The following is a 19,558-nucleotide window of genomic DNA, read 5'->3' as shown; positions in this document are numbered from 1 at the left end:
AGTAAATTATGACAGCAATTCGTTATGAATTTATTAAGACATGTAAACAAACGGGTGCCCGTTTAGGACGTGTGCACACGCCGCACGGTTCATTTGATACACCGACATTTATGCCAGTTGGTACACTTGCAACAGTTAAAACGATGTCACCAGAAGAATTAAAAGCAATGGATTCTGGTATTATTTTAAGTAATACGTATCATTTATGGCTACGTCCAGGTCACGAAATTATTCGTGAAGCAGGCGGTTTGCATAAATTTATGAACTGGGATCGTGCAATTTTAACGGATTCTGGTGGTTTCCAAGTATTCAGTTTAAGTGACTTCCGCCGTATTGAAGAGGAAGGTGTTCATTTCCGTAACCACTTAAATGGAGATAAATTATTCTTATCACCAGAAAAAGCGATGGAAATCCAAAATGCATTAGGTTCAGATATTATGATGGCATTTGATGAGTGTCCACCGTTCCCTGCTACTTTTGAATACATGAAGAAGTCTGTAGAGCGTACAAGCCGCTGGGCAGAGCGTTGTCTAAAGGCGCATGAACGTCCACAAGATCAAGGTTTATTCGGTATTGTACAGGGCGGAGAGTTTGAAGAGCTTCGTCGTCAAAGTGCGAAAGATCTTGTTTCAATGGATTTCCCTGGTTACGCTATAGGTGGTTTATCTGTTGGGGAGCCGAAAGATATTATGAACCGTGTACTTGAATTTACAACACCACTTCTTCCAGATAATAAGCCACGTTACTTAATGGGAGTAGGTTCTCCTGACTCGTTAATTGATGGTGCGATTCGCGGTGTTGATATGTTTGACTGCGTGCTTCCAACTCGTATCGCTCGAAATGGTACATGTATGACAAGTGAAGGCCGTCTAGTTGTGAAAAACGCGAAATTCGCTAGAGACTTCGGTCCGCTTGATCCGAACTGTGATTGCTACACATGTAAAAACTATTCTCGTGCGTACATTCGTCACTTAATGAAATGTGATGAAACGTTCGGAATTCGTTTAACGTCTTATCACAACCTTCATTTTCTGTTAAACTTAATGGAGCAGGTGAGACAAGCTATTCGTGAAGACCGTCTTGGCGATTTCCGCGAAGAGTTCTTTGAACAGTATGGCTTTAATAAACCGAATGCTAAAAACTTCTAATACATAATTTAAAAGGAGGAACACAAGATGAATGCAGGTATGATGAATATCGTTATGATTGTTGCGATGTTTGCGATTTTCTATTTCTTATTAATTCGCCCGCAACAAAAGCGTCAAAAAGCAGTTGCTCAAATGCAAAATGAAATCAAAAAAGGTGATGCTATCGTAACAATCGGTGGTTTACACGGTACAATCGAATCAGTGGATGAAACGAAAATTGTTGTTAAATCTGGTGGTTCACACTTAACTTTCGATCGCAATGCGATTCGTGAAGTTGTGAAAAACTAATGATGAAGGCCCTGCATGAAATGTGCAGGGCCTTTTTTTACTTATTTTGTTTTGACATATTTACACCGAAAATGCCTCCGAGTGTACTCGCACCCATTAATGCTAATTGGTAGAGTACCTGTGAGTTCGATAAAGTTTGAGAGAAGCCTAAATAGTTAACGAGAAAGACGAGAAGAGTGAATGTGAGTCCTGTAGTGAAACCTACTAACCACCCTTTTCCTTGTGCTTTTTTACCAGCAATAAATCCAGACATAAGCATAGATAGAAGGGCTAGTATAAAAATAGTAATTACTAATGTCCCTTCATTAATATTCGTGAATTTTAATAAAAGAGCCATGATCATACTTGTAATAGATGCGAGGATTAATAGGGTAATAATACCGAAGCCGATTGCGCTCGATAATTTTTTCGTTCCATCCATTATGCATTCCCCCTTTTTAATACAAGCATATTTTCATTTTGTTTAAGTTAGACTAGTTTCTTTTTTGTAGGAGACCCTATAAGTAAAAAAAGGGGATGTAGAAATGGAATGGGTATCAATAATCGGACGAACAATGCTTTTGTATACAATCATTTTAATTATTTTTCGTCTTATGGGTAAACGTGAAATTGGAGAATTGAGCGTATTAGATTTGGTTGTATTCATTATGCTCGGTGAAATGGCTGTAGTGGCAATTGAAAATACAGATAAATCACTTTGGCATCAATTAGTTCCAATGACTTTTCTTATGTGTATACAAATTGTTTTGTCGGTCATTTCTTTAAAGTTTCAGCGTTTTCGGCATTTAATAGAAGGGGAGCCTGCTATTCTTGTGAATGCAGGTAAAATTGATGAAAAAAAGATGCGGAAGCAGCGATATAACATAGATGATTTATTGATGCAACTACGTGAGCAAGGAATCGGAGATGTACGTGATGTAGAATACGCTATTTTAGAACCATCTGGAAAGTTATCTGTCTTTCAAAAACAAAAAAATAAACAAGATACATTGCAGTTTACTCTTCCTCTTATTATTGATGGAGAAATTCAATCTAGTCATTTACAAATGATCGAACATACAGATGAATGGCTCGTTGAGAAACTGAATAACTTAGGTTATAAAGATGTGAAACAGATTTTATATTGTAGTTTTCAAAATGGACAATTTTTTGTTGATTTGAAAGAAAATTAGAGGCTTACCATTTTGAATGGCAAGCCAGTTTACTTCAGAAATGAAAGTTTCCGAATGATAGGGAGACGACTTAATTCTTCTTTTCGAATGAGTTTGAAAACGAAGAGGAGAACGATATAAACGATTGTTGTTAAGGTGATTTCCCACAATGTTTGTACGCCAAGTGAATGAGAAAAAACGATATGCTTATGAAGATAAAAACCGAAGGTACCAGCAATCCCGATAGTAATTCCACCGAAAATATAGTCTTTTGCGTAAATGGTAAATGCAATTTTCTTTAAAACAGTGGCGTAGTGAAGGAATGTTACGGTTACTATATTTGCTGCGATGGCGAGGGCAACCCCCATCATTTGGAACTCTGGGCGTGAAGCGAGTGCAAAAATAACGATTAATTTTACGATAGCGCCAATAAAGGTGTTCATCATAGCAGCGCGTGCTAAGTTTAAAGCTTGCAACACAGATGTAAGGGGACTTTGGAAATAATGAAATAAAAAGCAAGGTGCAAGAAGCTGGATGAACGCCGTCGCGTTGTCTGATCCGTACATGAGAGTTAAAACTGGAGAAGCAAATACATATAATATAACGACTGACCATCCGCCGGTTATTAAGGAAATTCGAAGTGCTTGTTGTAATCGGTGTTCCACTAATTTGTGTTGTCTCTTTGCCATTGCCTCGCTAATTGATGGGACGAGTGCTGTAGAAAGAGCATATGTAATAAAGGCTGGCAGTGATAGAAGCGGGAACGCATATCCGTTTAATATACCGTATTGCTGAGTTGCGACAGAAGCAGCAACGCCGGCGACCGCTAAGCTTTGCATAACGACGATAGGTTCAAAGAAATAAGAAACGGAACCAATTAAACGGCTTCCTGTAGTTGGTAAAGCAATGTCCATAAGGGAATGAAATGTATTTTTGCTCTCCTTTACAGTAGTGAAAAATCCAGAGCGTATAGATAAATGTTTTTCGCGTTGGAATAAAGTAAGTAAAAATAATAAAGATGCAACTTCGCCAAGAACAGCGGATAGCATGGCACCGGCTGCAGCATATTCTACTCCATAAGGTAAAAATAAACGAATGCATACAGCGATAATTGTAATGCGGACCACTTGCTCTAGAACTTGGGCATAAGCGCTTGGTTTCATATTTTGTTTCCCTTGGAAATAACCACGTAAAACAGAAGAAACTGCAATAACAGGGACGACAGGTAAAATAGCCATTAAAGGATAGTAAGTTCTTTCATCTGTTAATAATGTTTTTGCTAAAATAGGTGTGAGTAGCATAATTCCAATTGTTAAAATGATACTAATAATGGATGTAACGGCTAGCGAGACAGTTAATATTTTTTTTACTCTTTGTTTATCGTTCACCGCTTCTGCTTCTGCTACAAATTTTGCAATCGCAACAGGAAGGCCGATTTGTGTTAATGTAATTGCTAAAATGAAGGTGGGAACAGCCATCATATAAAGGCCGACGCCTTCTTCTCCTAAAATACGTGCCATTACAATGCGGTTAATAAATCCAAGGATTTTTGTAATAAAGCCAGCTATCATTAAAATAAATGCACCTTTTAAAAAGCTTTGTCTCGTCATGGTCTTCTCCTACCTTCTCAAAATCAGTGGAATGATTTACAATAATTTATATGCACGTATGAGACAAGAATGACAAGCATTTAAGAGAGTGAAGTATTGGTGGTACTCTTGAAAGTGGTTATTGCTGTCCATTAGAGCGGGATTAAAAGCGACTTTTCGTGCTGAAATAAGAAGGAGATGTTATATATGTTGGATAAAGAGGCTTTGGTAGAATCATACCGCGGACAGTTACAAGTCGTTTTAGAAAGTAAAGTAGAAGAGTTTCAAATGTTTGGTTATGACCGAGTGACAGATAATGATATCTGGAAGTTTCTCAAGGTGAAAAAGTGGAAAAAGATAGACAGTGATGTTAGGTTATATGAATTAGTAAATGATGTATTAAGAGTAAGTACTAATGAATATATGAATTATTTAACTGTCGAAGCATATCAAGCGCCACTTTGGTCGTTTGATGAATATGAAAATAAATAACCGACTGCAATTGGTTTGTTCTTCCTTTTGCAGTATAATGATAGGTATTGATAAAGAGGAATTAATTATGTCTAAGATTATATATAAAGGAGGTAGTGAAGAGAAAAAATAAATAATGAAAGTGTAGGTATTGTGAAAAGCTTACCGACACAGCTAGTGATGAACTAGCAAAAATACATGTATTTTATAGAAAGTAAGTCTACTAACTAGGCGTATGCACACGTGCAAAAGTGAATCGTAAGAGATTTATTGAAAGTGTTAGTAGCAGAAAGAGGGTACATATGGCAAAGCGTGGTACAAGAATTGCCGCCTTTTTCCTCATCGTTTTATTAATTGGTGGAGTAATTGGTGCGGCAGGAAAAGACATAGCAAAAGGAATTAGTCTAGGACTAGACCTTCGCGGTGGTTTTGAAGTTCTGTATGAAGTAAAACCAGCCAAAAAAGGTGATAAAATCGATCGTGATGCACTTGTAAGTACAGTAGGTGCCCTTGAAAATCGTGTCAATGTTCTTGGTGTAAGTGAGCCGAACATTCAAATCGAAGGGGAAGATCGAATTCGTGTACAGCTTGCTGGTGTACAAGATCAGCAAAAGGCACGTGAAATGTTATCAACACAAGCGAAACTAACATTCCGTGATGTGAATGACAATCTTCTTATGGACGGAACGGATTTAAAAGGCGGCGGAGCGAAGCAAACATTTGATGAGCAAGGCCGTGCGAGCGTAGGTCTTACACTAAAAAGTGCTGATAAATTCCGTGAAGTAACTGAAAAGATTTCAAAAATGCCACCACCAACGAATTTAATGGTAATTTGGCTTGATTTTGAAGAAGGAAAAGATTCATATAAAGCAGAATCTGCAAAACCGAATCCGAAGTTTTTATCAGCAGCAACAGTAAACCAAGTATTTAACCAGGCTGAAGTATCTATCGTAGGTGGAAACTTTACAGTGGAAAGTGCGAAAGAACTTTCATCTTTATTAAATGCAGGTGCACTTCCTGTTGATTTAAAAGAAATGTATTCAACATCTGTTGGAGCAAAATTTGGCCAACAAGCATTAGAGCAAACGATTTTCGCTAGTGCGATCGGTATTGCTATTATCTTCTTATTTATGCTTGTATTCTACCGTCTACCAGGACTAGTAGCGGTTATAATGTTAGGGTTATACATTTTCGTTACACTGCTTGTCTTTAACTGGATGCATGCAGTTCTTACGTTACCAGGTATTGCGGCATTAGTGCTCGGGGTTGGTATCGCAGTTGATGCGAATATCATTACATACGAGAGGTTGAAGGAAGAGCTGAAAATTGGTAAGTCGCTGATGTCGGCATTTCGTGCTGGTAACCATCGCTCGTTAGCGACAATTTTAGATGCGAACGTTACGACAATTGCAGCAGCAGGTGTTTTATTCGCTTACGGTAATAGTTCTGTAAAAGGTTTCGCAACAAGTTTGATCGTAAGTATTTTAGTTGGTTTCGTTACGAACGTATTCGGTACTCGTTTCCTACTTGGATTACTTGTAAAGAGCCGTTACTTTGATAAGAAACTATCTTACTTTGGTGTTAAGGAAAAGGATATTATTCCATTAACAAAAGGTGTAGTACATCCACCGACGAGATTTGATCGTATTAATTTCGTAAATATCGGTCATAAATTCTTCTTATTCTCAATTGTAGTCGTAATTGCTGGGGCAATTATATTACCGATTTTCAAAATGAATCTTGGTATTGACTTTGCAAGTGGTACACGTATCGACTTGCAATCAAAACAAGCAGTGACTGTGTCTGATGTTCATAAAGATTTTAAAGAATTGAACATTGATGTGAAGGAAGAAAATATTGTACCGACTGGAGATGACAATAAAGGTTTCGCAGTTCGTACATTGGGTGTTCTATCAAAAGATGAAATTGCGAAAACAAAAACATTCTTCCACGATAAATATGGTACAGATCCAAACGTAAGTACAGTTTCACCGACAATTGGGAAAGAAATTGCGCGAAATGCATTTATCGCAGTATTAATTGCTTCTGTAGTAATTATTTTATACGTAAGTATTCGTTTCCGTCTTACGTACGCAGTATCTGCAGTAATCGCATTATTACATGATGCATTCGTTATGATTGTTATGTTTAGTCTTTTCCAGATAGAGGTAGACTTAACGTTTATCGCTGCGGTATTAACAATTATTGGTTACTCTATCAATGATTCAATCGTTACGTTTGATAGAAACCGTGAGTTATACAAACAGAAAAAACGAGTTCGCGATATAAAAGACTTAGAAGAAATCGTAAACTCAAGTATTCGTCAAACAATCGGTCGTTCAATTAATACAGTTTTAACAGTGTTGTTCCCAGTAATTGCACTACTTATTTTCGGTAGTGAATCACTGCGTAACTTCTCACTTGCATTATTAATTGGATTAGTTGTAGGTACGTACTCTTCTATTTTTGTTGCTTCTCAAATTTGGTTAATGCTTGAAAACCGTCGTTTGAAAAAGGGTAAAAACAAGAAGAAGGTTGAGAAAGAAGTATCTGAACCGCAAGTATAAAAAGGGTGATGCCTCATTATGAGGCATCTCTTTTTTCGTTTGTGGATACAATAAGATAGCGACTTTTGAAAGAATAAAATGGAAGAAAGTGGTGGTGTTATCGTCATTTTTGTTACAATAAAAAAGAGAGGTTAAGAAAAGAAGGGATTTTAATTATGGAAAAAGATGAACGTTTTAAACAGGCCGAGTTTGGTGCTATCGTCGGGATCGTTGGTAATATTATATTAGCGATTATAAAAGCGGTAATTGGTTATATTGGGAACAGTAAAGCGCTATTAGCGGATGCGGTGCATTCTGGATCAGATGTAATTGGTTCACTAGCTGTACTTTTTGGATTGCGAGCAGCAAAGCAGCCGCCTGATGAGGATCATCCGTATGGTCATGGTAAAGCGGAATCGATTTCAGCAATTATTGTTGCGGTATTATTATTTATTGTTGGATTGGAAATCGCGATTTCGTCTATAAAAGCTTTTTCGCAAGAACTAGAACCACCGAAAGGAATTACGATTTTTGCTGTTATTTTTTCTATTGTCGTGAAAGAAGGAATGTTTCAATATAAATTCCGATTAGGGAAGAGGATAAATAGTGATGCAATTATTGCAAATGCATATGAGCACCGTTCGGATGTATTTTCTTCAATTGCAGCTTTAATCGGTATTTGTGCAGCTATTATCGGTGGTAAGCTAGGGTTAGATTGGCTTGTATATGCCGATCCGATTGCAGGGTTATTTGTTTCACTTCTTGTTGCAAAGATGGCGTGGAGCATTGGAGCGGATGCGATTCATGCAACGCTTGATCACGTTCTTCATGAGGAAGATGTTATTCCATTTAGAGAAGCAGTCCTTCAAGTAAATGGTGTAAAAAAAATAGGTTCTTTATATGCAAGAGAACATGGTCACTATGTAATTGTTGATATTAAGGTTTCTGTAGATCCATATATCACTGTAGAAGAAGGCCACCGCATCGGAAAACATGTAAAAGAAACACTTATGAAACAAGATAACGTACAAAATGTTTTTGTACATATTAATCCGTATTCTCCAAATTAAACATAACGGATATTTAATTATATAGATATCGAATCGTAGTTTGCATTATATTGTCACCCCTTAATCTGTCTTGTATAATGGATAGGTTAAGGGGTGATTTCGTGTTACAACCGAAGACGCGTTGGAAAGAAAAAGAATATAATGAGGAACTAGTGAGTGAATTAGCAAATAAATTGCAACTATCGCCTCTTGTGACTTCATTATTTCTCGGCAGAGGCTTAAATACAGAAGATAAGATTGTAGACTTTTTAAATACAGCAGATCAAGAATTTCATGATCCATTTTTACTTGAAGGGATGGATCGGACTGTAGAACGTGTGAAAAAAGCCATTGAAAATGGAGAACAAATATTAATATTTGGCGATTATGATGCGGACGGAGTAAGTAGTACGACTGTGTTATATCTCGCTCTCCAAGAATTAGGTGCAGAAGTAGAGTTTTATATTCCAAATCGTTTTACTGAAGGCTATGGACCAAATGAAGAAGCGTTTCGTTGGGCGCATAGTGCAGGGTTCTCGCTAATTATTACTGTCGATACTGGTATCGCAGCGGTACATGAAGCGAAGGTAGCGAAGGAACTTGGAATAGATCTTATTATTACAGATCATCATGAGCCACCACCAGAATTACCAGAGGCACTTGCGATTATTCATCCGAAATTAGAAGGCGGTGTTTATCCGTTTCATTATTTAGCGGGTGTTGGTGTTGCATTTAAAGTTGCGCATGCACTTTTAGGTCGTGTGCCAGAGCATTTATTGGAAATTGCAGTAATCGGTACGGTAGCCGATTTAGTATCGCTTCACGGTGAAAATAGATTGTTAGTACAGCGTGGACTGAAGCATATGCGAATGACTCGAAATATCGGTTTAAAGGCGTTATTTAAAGTTGCTAACGTTTCGCAAAGTGAGATTACTGAAGAAAGCATTGGATTCTCACTCGCACCTCGTATTAATGCAGTTGGTCGTTTGGAAGATGCAGCTCCTGCTGTACACCTTTTATTATCAGAAGATCCAGAGGAAGCGAAAGAGCTAGCTGAAGAAATTGATGAGCTGAACAAACTTCGAAAAGATATTGTAAAGCAAATTACTGAAGAAGCTATCGCTGAAGTCGAAAATAAATTCCCGCCGGAAGAAAATAAAGTATTAGTCCTTGCAAAAGAAGGTTGGAATCCAGGGGTAATTGGAATTGTCGCTTCTAAGTTGGTAGAGCGTTATTACCGTCCAACAATTGTGCTAAGTATCGACCCTGATAAGCAAACAGCAAAAGGGTCTGCGCGTAGTATTGCAGGCTTTGATTTATTTGCAAATTTATCAGACTGCCGTGAATTACTTCCTCATTTTGGTGGACATCCAATGGCGGCAGGAATGACACTTCATATGAATGATGTGGACGAGCTACGCCGCCGTTTAAATGAACAGGCAAATGTAATTTTAACGCCGGAAGATTTTATTCCGATTACAGCTGTAGATGCGGTTTGTAAAGTAGAAGATGTAACGCTTGCTTCAATCGAAGAAATGCAAAAGTTAGCACCATTTGGTGTTGGAAATCCAAAACCGCGCATCGCAGTTAGGGATGCGGAATTAGAAAGTATTCGTGCAATCGGGTCAGATGGATCGCATTTGAAAATGGCCCTTCGTAACGGACAAGCAACACTTGATACAATTGGATTTGGATTTGGTGCTTATGCGAAAGAAATCTCTCCAGTTGCGAAGGTTTCTGTAGTAGGAGAAGCGTCCATTAATGAATGGAATAACTTTAAAAAGCCGCAATTAATGGTACAAGATATTGCTGTAGAGGCATGGCAACTATTTGACTGGCGTAGTATGCGTAATGTAGAAGCAAATTTAGCAGAACTTCCGAAAGAAAAAATAACCATGGTGTATTTTTCTGAAGAGGTATTGAATAAGTTTTCTTTAGAAGACTATAAAGAACAGCTCGTACATGCATCAGAGGTAGCTCATTTGGATGATCAATACATTGTGCTACTTGATTTGCCGAAAGGAACAGATGAATTAGGTAATTTATTTAAAGTAGGATTCCCTGCTCGAATTTATACGCTATTTTACCAAGAAAATAATCACTTATTTAGTACAGTTCCAACGAGGGAACACTTTAAATGGTACTATTCTTTCTTGAGCCAAAAAGCGCCATTTTCGTTAAGGCAATATGGGGAACAACTATGTCGTCATAAAGGATGGTCAAAAGATACAGTAAATTTCATGACACAGGTGTTTTTTGAGTTAGAATTTGTTACAATAAAAGACGGTGTCATTTTTATGGCAGACAAAAAACAAAAGCGTGATTTAATTGAATCGAACACATATCGTGAAAAAATGAACCACTTACAATTAGAAAAAGAATTGGTTTATAGCACATATCAGCAACTATATACATGGTTTGAAACGATTCGTAGTCATAAAGAAGTAGAACAGTTAGGGTAAAGGTTTTGTATTTACAAACCTTTTAGATCTGAGGAGGATTCAGAAATATGGATTTCAAGCAACATATCGCAATTGTACCGGATTATCCGAAAGAAGGTATTGTGTTTAAAGACATTACACCTTTAATGAACGACGGTAAAGCATACAAAGCAGCAACAGATGCAATCGTTGAGTATGCAAAAAAAAGAGATATCGACGTTGTAGTAGGGCCAGAAGCACGTGGCTTTATTATCGGTTGTCCTGTTTCTTATGCATTAGAAGTAGGGTTTGCACCAGTTCGTAAATTAGGAAAATTACCACGTGAAGTAATTACAGTTGACTACGGTAAAGAATATGGAACAGATGTTTTAACAATCCATAAAGATGCAATTAAGCCAGGGCAACGTGTATTAATTACAGATGACCTATTAGCTACAGGTGGAACAATCGAAGCGACAATTAAGCTAGTTGAAGAGCTTGGCGGAGTTGTAGCAGGAATTGCATTCTTAGTAGAGCTTACTTACTTAGATGGTCGTAAAATGTTAGATGGTTACGATGTATTAGTATTAGAAAAATACTAATCACTATATAAAAAACTACGGTGATAAAAAGTACCCGTGAATCTCTTGGAGAGGATCGGGTACTTTTGTATAATTGAACAAAAAATCATGGTGAAATGTCAGTAAAATCTTTTCCTTTTCACAATTCACAATCATTGGGTTATAATGATAGAATATAATTTATTCTGTTTAATAAAGATAAAGTCAATTTTCAATAAAAGGTGATTCGATGGCAAATGAGCAAGTACTAACAGCTGAACAGGTACTCGAGAAAGCAAGTCAATATTTAGCGGTTGATGATATTGAGCTAGTGGCACGTGCTTATGAATATGCGCGTGATGCACATAGCGAACAATATAGAAAATCGGGTGAACCATATATTATTCATCCAATTCAAGTTGCAGGTATTTTAGTCGATTTACACATGGATCCAGCGACAGTATCTGCAGGGTTCTTGCATGATGTAGTGGAAGATACAGAAATTACATTAGAAGATATTGAACGGGAATTTAATAAAGAGATCGCTATGCTTGTTGATGGTGTTACAAAGCTTGGAAAGATTAAATATAAATCTCATGAGCAGCAACAAGCAGAAAACCATCGCAAAATGTTTATTGCAATGGCTCAAGATATTCGAGTTATTTTAATTAAACTAGCTGATCGTCTTCATAACATGCGTACATTGAAACATTTGCCTCAAGAGAAGCAGCGTCGCATTGCAAACGAAACGTTAGAAATCTTTGCACCTTTAGCACATAGACTCGGAATTAGTACTATTAAATGGGAGCTAGAGGATACGTCACTTCGTTATTTAAATCCGCAGCAATATTATCGTATTGTGAATTTAATGAAGCGTAAACGTGCAGAGCGTGAAGAATATTTAGATGAAGTAATGACTGGCATTCGCGAGAAATTAAAAGAAGTTGCAATTCAACCTGAGATTTCTGGAAGACCAAAGCATATTTACAGTATTTATCGTAAGATGGCACTGCAAAATAAACAGTTTAATGAAATTTATGATTTATTAGCTGTACGTGTCGTTGTAAATAGTATTAAAGATTGTTATGCGGTACTTGGGATTATTCATACGTGCTGGAAGCCGATGCCGGGGCGTTTTAAAGATTATATTGCAATGCCGAAAGCGAATTTATATCAATCTCTTCATACAACTGTAATTGGGCCAAAAGGTGATCCACTTGAAGTGCAGATTCGTACGAAAGAAATGCATGAAATTGCAGAATTCGGGATTGCAGCACACTGGGCGTATAAAGAAGGAAAAGCAGCAGAAACAACGGGTACGTTAGAGAAGAAACTAACATGGTTCCGTCAAATATTAGAATGGCAAAATGAAGCTTCTAATGCAGAAGAATTTATGGAGTCATTAAAAATTGATTTGTTCTCTGATATGGTATTTGTCTTTACACCGAAAGGCGATGTAATGGAGTTACCACTTGGCTCTGTTCCAATTGATTTTGCGTATCGTGTCCATTCGGAAATTGGAAACAAAACAATTGGTGCAAAAGTAAATGGGAAAATGGTGACACTTGATTATAAATTAAAAACGGGTGACATCATTGAAATTTTAACATCGAAACATTCGTATGGCCCGAGTCAAGATTGGGTAAAACTTGCTCAAACATCTCATGCGAAAAATAAAATACGTCAATTCTTTAAGAAGCAACGTAGAGATGAAAATATTGAAAAAGGCCGTGAGCTTGTTGAAAAAGAAGTGCGTGGCTTAGAGTATGAGATGAAAGAAGTATTAGCGCTTGATAATTTAAAACGTGTTGCTGAGAAGTTTAACTTTGCAAATGAAGAAGATATGTTTGCAGCAGTTGGATATAGCGGAATTACAGCGTCGCAAATTGTTACGCGACTAACGGACAAGTTCCGTAAGCAACGTGAAGAAGAAGAAATCGTTGAAGTTAAAGAAGTTCGTAAACCGATGAAAATTCGAAAATGGGATTCTGGTGTAAAGGTAAGTGGTGCAGATAATTTGTTAATTCGTTTATCAAAATGCTGTAACCCAGTTCCAGGCGATGATATCGTTGGATATATTACGAAAGGTCGAGGCGTATCAATTCACCGTTGCGATTGCGTCAATGTGCATACAGAAGAAGCGGTAGAGCGTTTACTAGAAGTAGATTGGGAAGGTAGTCCTGAAAAAGAAATTGAATACAATGTTGATATTGAAATTTCAGGCTATGATCGTCGTGGTTTATTGAATGAAGTATTACAAGCTGTTACAGAAACGAAGACGTATATCTCAGCTGTTTCTGGTAGAAGTGATCGTAATAAGATGGCAACGATTAACATGTCGATTTCTATTCGAAACCTACAACACTTGAAAAAAGTAGTAGAGCGCATTAAACGTGTTCCGGAAATTTATGCCGTACGACGCATGATGCATTAATAGGGAGTGTAGAAAAGATGAGAGTTGTTTTACAACGATCAAAGGAAGCGTCTGTCACAGTAGATGGTGAGATTGTAGGACAAATTCCATTCGGTGTAACATTACTAGTTGGCATTACGCATGAAGATACAGAAAAAGATGCAACTTACATCGCAGAAAAAATTGCAAACCTACGTATTTTTGAAGATGAGAGTGGAAAGATGAACCACTCTGTACTTGATATGAAGGGACAAGTTCTATCTATTTCGCAATTTACATTATACGGAGATTGTCGTAAAGGAAGACGTCCAAACTTTATGGATGCTGCGAAACCTGAATACGCAGAGCGTTTATATGATTTCTTTAATGAAGAAGTTCGTAAACAAGGACTACATGTGGAGACAGGACAGTTCGGAGCAATGATGGACGTTTCTTTAATCAATGATGGTCCGGTGACCTTAGTTGTAGAAAGTAAATAGTGTTGCCTAAGAAGAGAGGATTATAGGATCCTCTCTTTTTATACATTGTTGTATGTTTTGTTCATTTATCCCGTTATGTGTGGGAGTCGGGCTACCCGTAAAAGCCTGATTAAAGTTTCGCTTTATTTGGAATCAATAGCTGTTTCAATTATGTATAACTTTTTAATCAATATGGAACAATAAAAAGTAAAACATCCATATTGAATGTGAGGGATATACGTATGCGTATGAATGAAAAAGGGCATTCTGTTACAAATGGTGCAAATCAACTATTTAACGTGAGTTTTCATGATTTTATTTCAAAAGAGCAAAACAATACTTCAATGGAGCTTGCTTCAGAGTTCGGGATTTCACTGCAAGATGTAAAGCGCCTAAAGAAGCAAATTGAGCGCTCTTAGAGCACTTGACAATCCTACTCAACAAACGTATAGTAATTTTATATTTACATATGAATATAGCCGTTGATAGAGGAGAGTAAATGAGATACACATGGAAAGAGAAGAAATGTCCTAGGCTGAAAACATTTCTACATGATGACTGATTGAATGACACTCTGTAGGTTTCAACTTGAAAGGCTTATACGCTTAGTAGAGATGAACGCAAATTTAAGCGTTATTAAAAAAAGTGGAAGCATACGTGCTTCAATTAGGGTGGCACCACGGGTATAATACTCTCGTCCCTACTGTTCAAACAGTAGAGGCGGGAGTTTTTTTATTTTTATTAAGATTAAAACAATTTGAGGAGGAACTGAATATGTCTATTCAAATCCCACGCGGAACGCAAGATATTCTTCCAGGCACTGTTGAGTTATGGCAGTATATCGAAGGGCAAGCACGCGAAATTTGCCGTCGTTACAATTATAAAGAAATTCGTACACCAATTTTTGAACACACTGAGTTATTTTTACGCGGTGTTGGTGATACGACAGATATCGTACAAAAAGAAATGTACTCATTTCAAGATCGTGGAGAGCGTAGTTTAACATTACGTCCAGAAGGTACTGCACCTGTTGTACGTTCTTACGTTGAAAATAAAATGTTCGGTGACGCAACACAACCAACGAAATTATACTATATCGGTCAAATGTTCCGTTACGAAAGACCACAAGCAGGTCGCTATCGTCAATTCGTACAATTCGGTATTGAAGCAATCGGTAGTAACGATCCTGCAATTGATGCAGAAGTAATTGCACTTGCTGTAGAGTTTTACCGCGGCATGGGCTTAAAAAATATTAAAGTTGTATTAAACAGCTTAGGTGATGCAGCGAGCCGTCAAGCGCACCGTGATGCATTAATCGCACACTTTGAGCCACGTATCGGTGAGTTCTGTTCTGATTGCCAATCTCGCTTAGAAAAGAACCCTCTTCGTATTTTAGACTGTAAGAAGGACCGTAATCATGAATTAATGAGCACAGCACCATCTATTACAGAATACTTAAACGAAGATTCAGCAGTATACTACGACAAAGTACAAGAACTACTAACGATGATGGATGTTCCATTTGAGAAAGATCCGAATTTAGTACGTGGTTTAGACTACTACCAACACACTGTTTTTGAAATTATGAGTGAGGCAGAAGGTTTCGGTGCTATCACAACATTAAGTGGCGGTGGCCGTTATAACGGACTTGTGCAAGAAATCGGTGGACCGGAAATGCCAGGTATCGGTTTTGCGATGAGTATTGAGCGTTTAATTATGGCGCTGAAGGCTGAAAATATTGAGTTACCAATTGAACATAGTATTGATTGTTACGTTGTAGCACTTGGTGAAAAAGCGAAAGACCATGCTGCGAAAATTGCGTTTGATCTTCGTAAAGCTGGATTATCAGTTGAAAAAGATTATTTAGATCGCAAAATGAAAGCACAATTTAAATCTGCAGATCGTTTAAATGCGAAATACGTAGCTGTATTAGGGGAAGATGAGCTAGATAAAGGCATCATTAACTTAAAAGATATGGCGACAGGCGGACAAGAAGAAGTAGCATTAGATGTATTTGCTTCATATGTAGCAGAGAAATTAATATAGGGGGAACTTAAAGTGGCTGAAAGAACACATGCATGCGGAAAAGTAACAGTAGAAGCGGTTGGACAAACAGTTCAATTAAAAGGTTGGGTACAAAAACGCCGTGATTTAGGTGGATTAATCTTTATCGACTTACGTGACCGTACAGGTATCGTGCAAGTTGTATTTAACCCAGAAACATCAAAAGAAGCGCTAGAAATAGCAGAAACAATTCGTAGCGAATACGTATTACACGTAGAAGGTACAGTTGTTGAGCGTGGTGAAGGTGCGATTAATGAGAATATGGCAACTGGCCGTATTGAAGTACAAGCAACGAAAGTAGACGTATTAAACGCAGCGAAAACAACGCCAATCATTATTGCTGATGATACAGATGCATCAGAAGATGTGCGTTTAAAATATCGTTACTTAGATTTACGTCGTCCTGTAATGTTCAACACATTCAAAATGCGTCACGACGTAACAAAAACAATTCGTAACTTCTTAGATACAGAAGATTTCTTAGAAGTTGAAACACCAATTTTAACGAAGAGCACGCCAGAAGGAGCTCGTGACTATTTAGTACCAAGTCGTGTGCATGACGGTGAATTCTATGCATTACCACAGTCTCCGCAGTTATTTAAACAGCTTCTTATGGTCGGCGGATTTGAGCGTTACTATCAAGTAGCACGTTGTTTCCGTGACGAAGATTTACGTGCGGACCGTCAACCGGAATTTACGCAAATCGATATCGAGGCATCATTCTTAACACAAGATGAAATTTTAGAAATGATGGAGCGTATGATGACGAAAGTCATGAAGGATGCAAAAGGTGTAGAAGTTAGTGCACCATTCCCTCGTATGAAATATGCTGATGCAATGGCTCGCTACGGTTCTGATAAGCCGGATACACGCTTTGAAATGGAACTAACAGACCTATCTGAATTTGCAGCAGATTGTGGATTTAAAGTATTTACAAGTGCTGTAGAAAGCGGCGGACAAGTAAAAGCAATTAATGCAAAAGGTGCTGCAAGCAAATACTCTCGTAAAGACATCGATGCATTAACTGAATTCGTAAAAGTATACGGTGCAAAAGGTCTAGCTTGGCTTAAAGTTGAAGAAGACGGCTTAAAAGGACCAATTGCAAAATTCTTCGGTGAAGAAGATGCAAAAGCGTTAATGAGTACATTAGAAGCTACTGCTGGCGATTTATTACTATTCGTAGCAGATAAGAAAAGCGTTGTTGCAGATAGCTTAGGTGCACTTCGTTTACGTTTAGGTAAAGAGCTTGAGTTAATCGATGAAAGTAAATTTAACTTCCTATGGGTAACTGATTGGCCACTTCTTGAGTACGATGAAGATGCAGATCGTTACTTCGCAGCTCACCACCCATTCACAATGCCATTCCGTGAAGACGTTGAGCTATTAGAAACAGCACCAGAAAAAGCACGTGCACAAGCGTATGACCTTGTATTAAACGGTTATGAGCTTGGTGGCGGATCACTTCGTATTTACGAGCGTGACGTACAAGAAAAAATGTTCAAAGCACTTGGATTCTCACAAGAAGAGGCGCAAGAGCAATTCGGATTCTTATTAGAAGCATTCGAATACGGTACACCACCACACGGTGGAATCGCATTAGGTTTAGACCGTCTTGTTATGTTACTTGCAGGCCGTACGAACCTTCGTGATACAATTGCATTCCCGAAAACAGCAAGCGCAAGCTGCTTATTAACAGAAGCTCCAAGCCCAGTTGCAGAAGCGCAGCTTGAAGAGCTAAGCTTAAAATTGAGCGTGAAAGAAGAGAAGTAAGAATAGAGTCTAGATGGTTATACTAACCCCATCTAGGCTTTTTTTATAGAGGTTGTTTAAAAAGTCCGGTTTAGATAACCGTCGCATCTCATCGTTACGTATGCTAGTCCGGTGCTCGAGTAGTACCCCTACACTGTGCTCCTCCTAGCATACGTGCCTCGATCTGCTCGGTTCTCTAAATTCTCCTTTTTAAACGTATATTATAGAGGTTGTTTAAAAAGTCCGGTTCAGATGGCAGTCGCATCTCATCGTTGCTTAGCCAGTCCGGTGCTCGAGTAGTAAAGCTACACTGCGCTCCTCCTGGCTTCAGCGCCTCGATCTGCTCGGCCCTCTGAATCCTCCTTTTTAAACGTATATTATAGAGGAAGTTTAAAAAGTCCGGTTTAGATAACCGTCGCATCTCATCGTTACATATGCTAGTCCGGTGCTCGAATAGTACCCCTACACTGTGCTCCTCCTAGCATAAGTGCCTCGATCTGCTCAGTTCTCTAAATCCTCCTTTTTAATTGAAGGGGAAGTTTAAAAAGTCCGGTTTACACTATGTTTTCATTTTGAAATATGTATTTTTAGGAATTCTATAACTTTTTCTATACAAATAGTCGGAAAAACGCTAGAATACATGGTAGACCATTTTTGTAATAGGAGTGTAGAGCTGAATGTTACATCAATTTTCACGTAATGAATTAGCCTTCGGTAAAGAAGGACTTGAAATATTAAAAAATAGTACAGTCGGTATTTTAGGAATTGGCGGCGTAGGTTCTTTTTCGGCAGAAGCGTTAGCGCGTTCTGGCGTAGGACGTCTCGTATTAGTTGATAAAGACGTTGTAGATATCACAAACGTAAACCGTCAAATTCACGCATTAGTATCTACTGTAGGACGTTCAAAAGTAGAATTAATGAAAGAGCGTATTGCAGACATTAATCCGGAATGTGAAGTAATTGGACTAGAAATGTTTTATACAGATGAAACATATGAAGAGTTCTTTAAACACGGTTTAGATTTCGTAGTGGATGCATCTGATACGATTACGTTCAAAATCCATTTAATTAAACAATGTTTACGTCGTAAAATTAAAATTATCTCATGTATGGGTGCAGCAAATAAAATGGACCCAACTCGTTTCCGTATTGCGGACATTTCTAAAACACATACAGATCCGATTGCGAAAGTAATTCGTACGAAGCTTCGTAAAGAGGGTATTAAAAAAGGTGTAAAAGTTGTCTTCTCTGACGAAAACCCAATTGTAATTCGTGAAGAAGTACGTAAAGAAATCGTACCAGACGAAAATGCAAAAATTCGTAAGGCGAAATTACCACCTTCTTCAAATGCATTCGTACCATCTGTGGCAGGCTTAATTATGGCAAGTCACGTTGTACGTGAGCGCATTAAAAACGTAGAAGTGAAGCGTGTAGGACAAGAATAAAAGGAAAGCATATATCCATTTCGGATATATGCTTTTTCTATGTTTTAAAGAGTTGTTGATATTTGCAATACTAATAATTCAAATGTAAGTAATCCTAATAAAGAATAATCGTATTTGTCTGATTTGTAGGCAGAGGTCTTTTTTAAACTATGAATTGTAAAAAAACCTAACGTTAAGACGAGGATACCGAGTGTTATTTTGAAGACT

At 37.8% G+C, this 19,558-nt stretch carries 16 protein-coding genes and 1 other annotated feature; of the genes, 14 read left to right on the top strand and 2 right to left on the bottom strand.

The features are described from left to right. Positions 1-8 precede the first annotated feature (8 nt). Together tgt and yajC are read left to right on the top strand one after the other, a co-directional pair. Positions 9-1,148 carry a tRNA guanosine(34) transglycosylase Tgt gene (gene tgt / locus QUF93_RS23220; RefSeq protein ID WP_000125359.1) on the top strand — a complete coding sequence of 380 codons (1,140 nt, stop codon included), beginning with the start codon at positions 9-11 and terminating at the stop codon, positions 1,146-1,148. 27 nt (positions 1,149-1,175) lie between these two features. After that, entirely contained in the window at positions 1,176-1,436 is a 261-nt protein-coding gene (gene yajC, locus QUF93_RS23215; protein WP_002112007.1) for a preprotein translocase subunit YajC, read from the top strand. A gap of 37 nt (positions 1,437-1,473) precedes the next feature. Here yajC and QUF93_RS23210 read toward each other — a convergent pair whose 3' ends face one another. Beyond that, positions 1,474-1,857 (bottom strand): TIGR04086 family membrane protein, encoded by a 384-nt coding sequence (locus tag QUF93_RS23210; protein ID WP_289360326.1) that lies wholly within the window; start codon positions 1,855-1,857, stop codon positions 1,474-1,476. A gap of 103 nt (positions 1,858-1,960) precedes the next feature. On the opposite strand from QUF93_RS23210, the gene QUF93_RS23205 reads away from it, so the two are divergent. Beyond that, complete coding sequence (locus QUF93_RS23205) at positions 1,961-2,608, top strand: DUF421 domain-containing protein (RefSeq protein ID WP_289360325.1); 648 nt, start codon at positions 1,961-1,963, stop codon at positions 2,606-2,608. 29 nt (positions 2,609-2,637) lie between these two features. Here QUF93_RS23205 and spoVB read toward each other — a convergent pair whose 3' ends face one another. Further along, the gene (spoVB, locus tag QUF93_RS23200) at positions 2,638-4,197 is read right to left on the bottom strand and encodes a stage V sporulation protein B (protein WP_289360324.1); all 1,560 of its coding nucleotides are present in this window, start codon (positions 4,195-4,197) and stop codon (positions 2,638-2,640) included. A 186-nt stretch (positions 4,198-4,383) separates the two neighbouring features. On the opposite strand from spoVB, the gene QUF93_RS23195 reads away from it, so the two are divergent. From QUF93_RS23195 to QUF93_RS23145, 11 genes are all read left to right on the top strand, one after another. Beyond that, positions 4,384-4,668 carry a post-transcriptional regulator gene (locus QUF93_RS23195; RefSeq protein WP_002173586.1) on the top strand — a complete coding sequence of 95 codons (285 nt, stop codon included), beginning with the start codon at positions 4,384-4,386 and terminating at the stop codon, positions 4,666-4,668. 281 nt (positions 4,669-4,949) lie between these two features. Beyond that, positions 4,950-7,214, top strand: coding sequence for a protein translocase subunit SecDF (gene secDF / locus QUF93_RS23190; RefSeq protein WP_289360323.1), 2,265 nt, complete (start codon positions 4,950-4,952; stop codon positions 7,212-7,214). A gap of 155 nt (positions 7,215-7,369) precedes the next feature. Further along, entirely contained in the window at positions 7,370-8,263 is an 894-nt protein-coding gene (locus QUF93_RS23185; RefSeq protein WP_289360322.1) for a cation diffusion facilitator family transporter, read from the top strand. Positions 8,264-8,364: 101 nt separating this feature from the next. Then, positions 8,365-10,704 carry a single-stranded-DNA-specific exonuclease RecJ gene (gene recJ, locus QUF93_RS23180; RefSeq protein WP_002122712.1) on the top strand — a complete coding sequence of 780 codons (2,340 nt, stop codon included), beginning with the start codon at positions 8,365-8,367 and terminating at the stop codon, positions 10,702-10,704. Positions 10,705-10,751: 47 nt separating this feature from the next. Then, positions 10,752-11,264, top strand: a complete 513-nt coding sequence (locus QUF93_RS23175; RefSeq protein WP_000346222.1) for an adenine phosphoribosyltransferase — start codon at positions 10,752-10,754, stop codon at positions 11,262-11,264. Between the two features lie 208 nt (positions 11,265-11,472). Next, positions 11,473-13,656, top strand: coding sequence for a GTP diphosphokinase (gene relA / locus QUF93_RS23170; RefSeq protein WP_128280864.1), 2,184 nt, complete (start codon positions 11,473-11,475; stop codon positions 13,654-13,656). Between the two features lie 17 nt (positions 13,657-13,673). Next, complete coding sequence (locus QUF93_RS23165) at positions 13,674-14,114, top strand: D-tyrosyl-tRNA(Tyr) deacylase (protein ID WP_002122709.1); 441 nt, start codon at positions 13,674-13,676, stop codon at positions 14,112-14,114. A gap of 221 nt (positions 14,115-14,335) precedes the next feature. Then, positions 14,336-14,512, top strand: coding sequence for a hypothetical protein (locus QUF93_RS23160; RefSeq protein WP_048531368.1), 177 nt, complete (start codon positions 14,336-14,338; stop codon positions 14,510-14,512). Positions 14,513-14,566: 54 nt separating this feature from the next. After that, positions 14,567-14,798: a binding site (T-box leader), on the top strand. 69 nt (positions 14,799-14,867) lie between these two features. Next, positions 14,868-16,139, top strand: a complete 1,272-nt coding sequence (hisS, locus tag QUF93_RS23155) for a histidine--tRNA ligase (RefSeq protein ID WP_289360321.1) — start codon at positions 14,868-14,870, stop codon at positions 16,137-16,139. A 12-nt stretch (positions 16,140-16,151) separates the two neighbouring features. After that, positions 16,152-17,927, top strand: a complete 1,776-nt coding sequence (aspS, locus tag QUF93_RS23150) for an aspartate--tRNA ligase (RefSeq protein WP_289360320.1) — start codon at positions 16,152-16,154, stop codon at positions 17,925-17,927. A gap of 656 nt (positions 17,928-18,583) precedes the next feature. Then, positions 18,584-19,351: a tRNA threonylcarbamoyladenosine dehydratase gene (locus tag QUF93_RS23145; RefSeq protein ID WP_000903182.1), complete on the top strand. Its 768-nt coding sequence runs from the start codon at positions 18,584-18,586 to the stop codon at positions 19,349-19,351. The last annotated feature ends 207 nt before the right edge of the window (positions 19,352-19,558 follow it).

It is taken from the genome of Bacillus hominis, from assembly GCF_030348325.1.
Classification (GTDB): domain Bacteria; phylum Bacillota; class Bacilli; order Bacillales; family Bacillaceae_G; genus Bacillus_A; species Bacillus_A hominis.
This window is presented reverse-complemented; position numbering and strand designations above follow the sequence as displayed.

Bases quoted from the DNA above. Each gene is read 5' to 3' on its own strand.
- tgt (WP_000125359.1), top strand. From the start codon at position 9: ATGACAGCAATTCGTTATGAATTTATTAAGACATGTAAACAAACGGGT.
- yajC (WP_002112007.1), top strand. From the start codon at position 1,176: ATGAATGCAGGTATGATGAATATCGTTATGATTGTTGCGATGTTTGCG.
- QUF93_RS23210 (WP_289360326.1), bottom strand. From the start codon at position 1,857: ATGGATGGAACGAAAAAATTATCGAGCGCAATCGGCTTCGGTATTATT.
- QUF93_RS23205 (WP_289360325.1), top strand. From the start codon at position 1,961: ATGGAATGGGTATCAATAATCGGACGAACAATGCTTTTGTATACAATC.
- spoVB (WP_289360324.1), bottom strand. From the start codon at position 4,197: ATGACGAGACAAAGCTTTTTAAAAGGTGCATTTATTTTAATGATAGCT.
- QUF93_RS23195 (WP_002173586.1), top strand. From the start codon at position 4,384: ATGTTGGATAAAGAGGCTTTGGTAGAATCATACCGCGGACAGTTACAA.
- secDF (WP_289360323.1), top strand. From the start codon at position 4,950: ATGGCAAAGCGTGGTACAAGAATTGCCGCCTTTTTCCTCATCGTTTTA.
- QUF93_RS23185 (WP_289360322.1), top strand. From the start codon at position 7,370: ATGGAAAAAGATGAACGTTTTAAACAGGCCGAGTTTGGTGCTATCGTC.
- QUF93_RS23175 (WP_000346222.1), top strand. From the start codon at position 10,752: ATGGATTTCAAGCAACATATCGCAATTGTACCGGATTATCCGAAAGAA.
- relA (WP_128280864.1), top strand. From the start codon at position 11,473: ATGGCAAATGAGCAAGTACTAACAGCTGAACAGGTACTCGAGAAAGCA.
- QUF93_RS23165 (WP_002122709.1), top strand. From the start codon at position 13,674: ATGAGAGTTGTTTTACAACGATCAAAGGAAGCGTCTGTCACAGTAGAT.
- QUF93_RS23160 (WP_048531368.1), top strand. From the start codon at position 14,336: ATGCGTATGAATGAAAAAGGGCATTCTGTTACAAATGGTGCAAATCAA.
- hisS (WP_289360321.1), top strand. From the start codon at position 14,868: ATGTCTATTCAAATCCCACGCGGAACGCAAGATATTCTTCCAGGCACT.
- QUF93_RS23145 (WP_000903182.1), top strand. From the start codon at position 18,584: ATGTTACATCAATTTTCACGTAATGAATTAGCCTTCGGTAAAGAAGGA.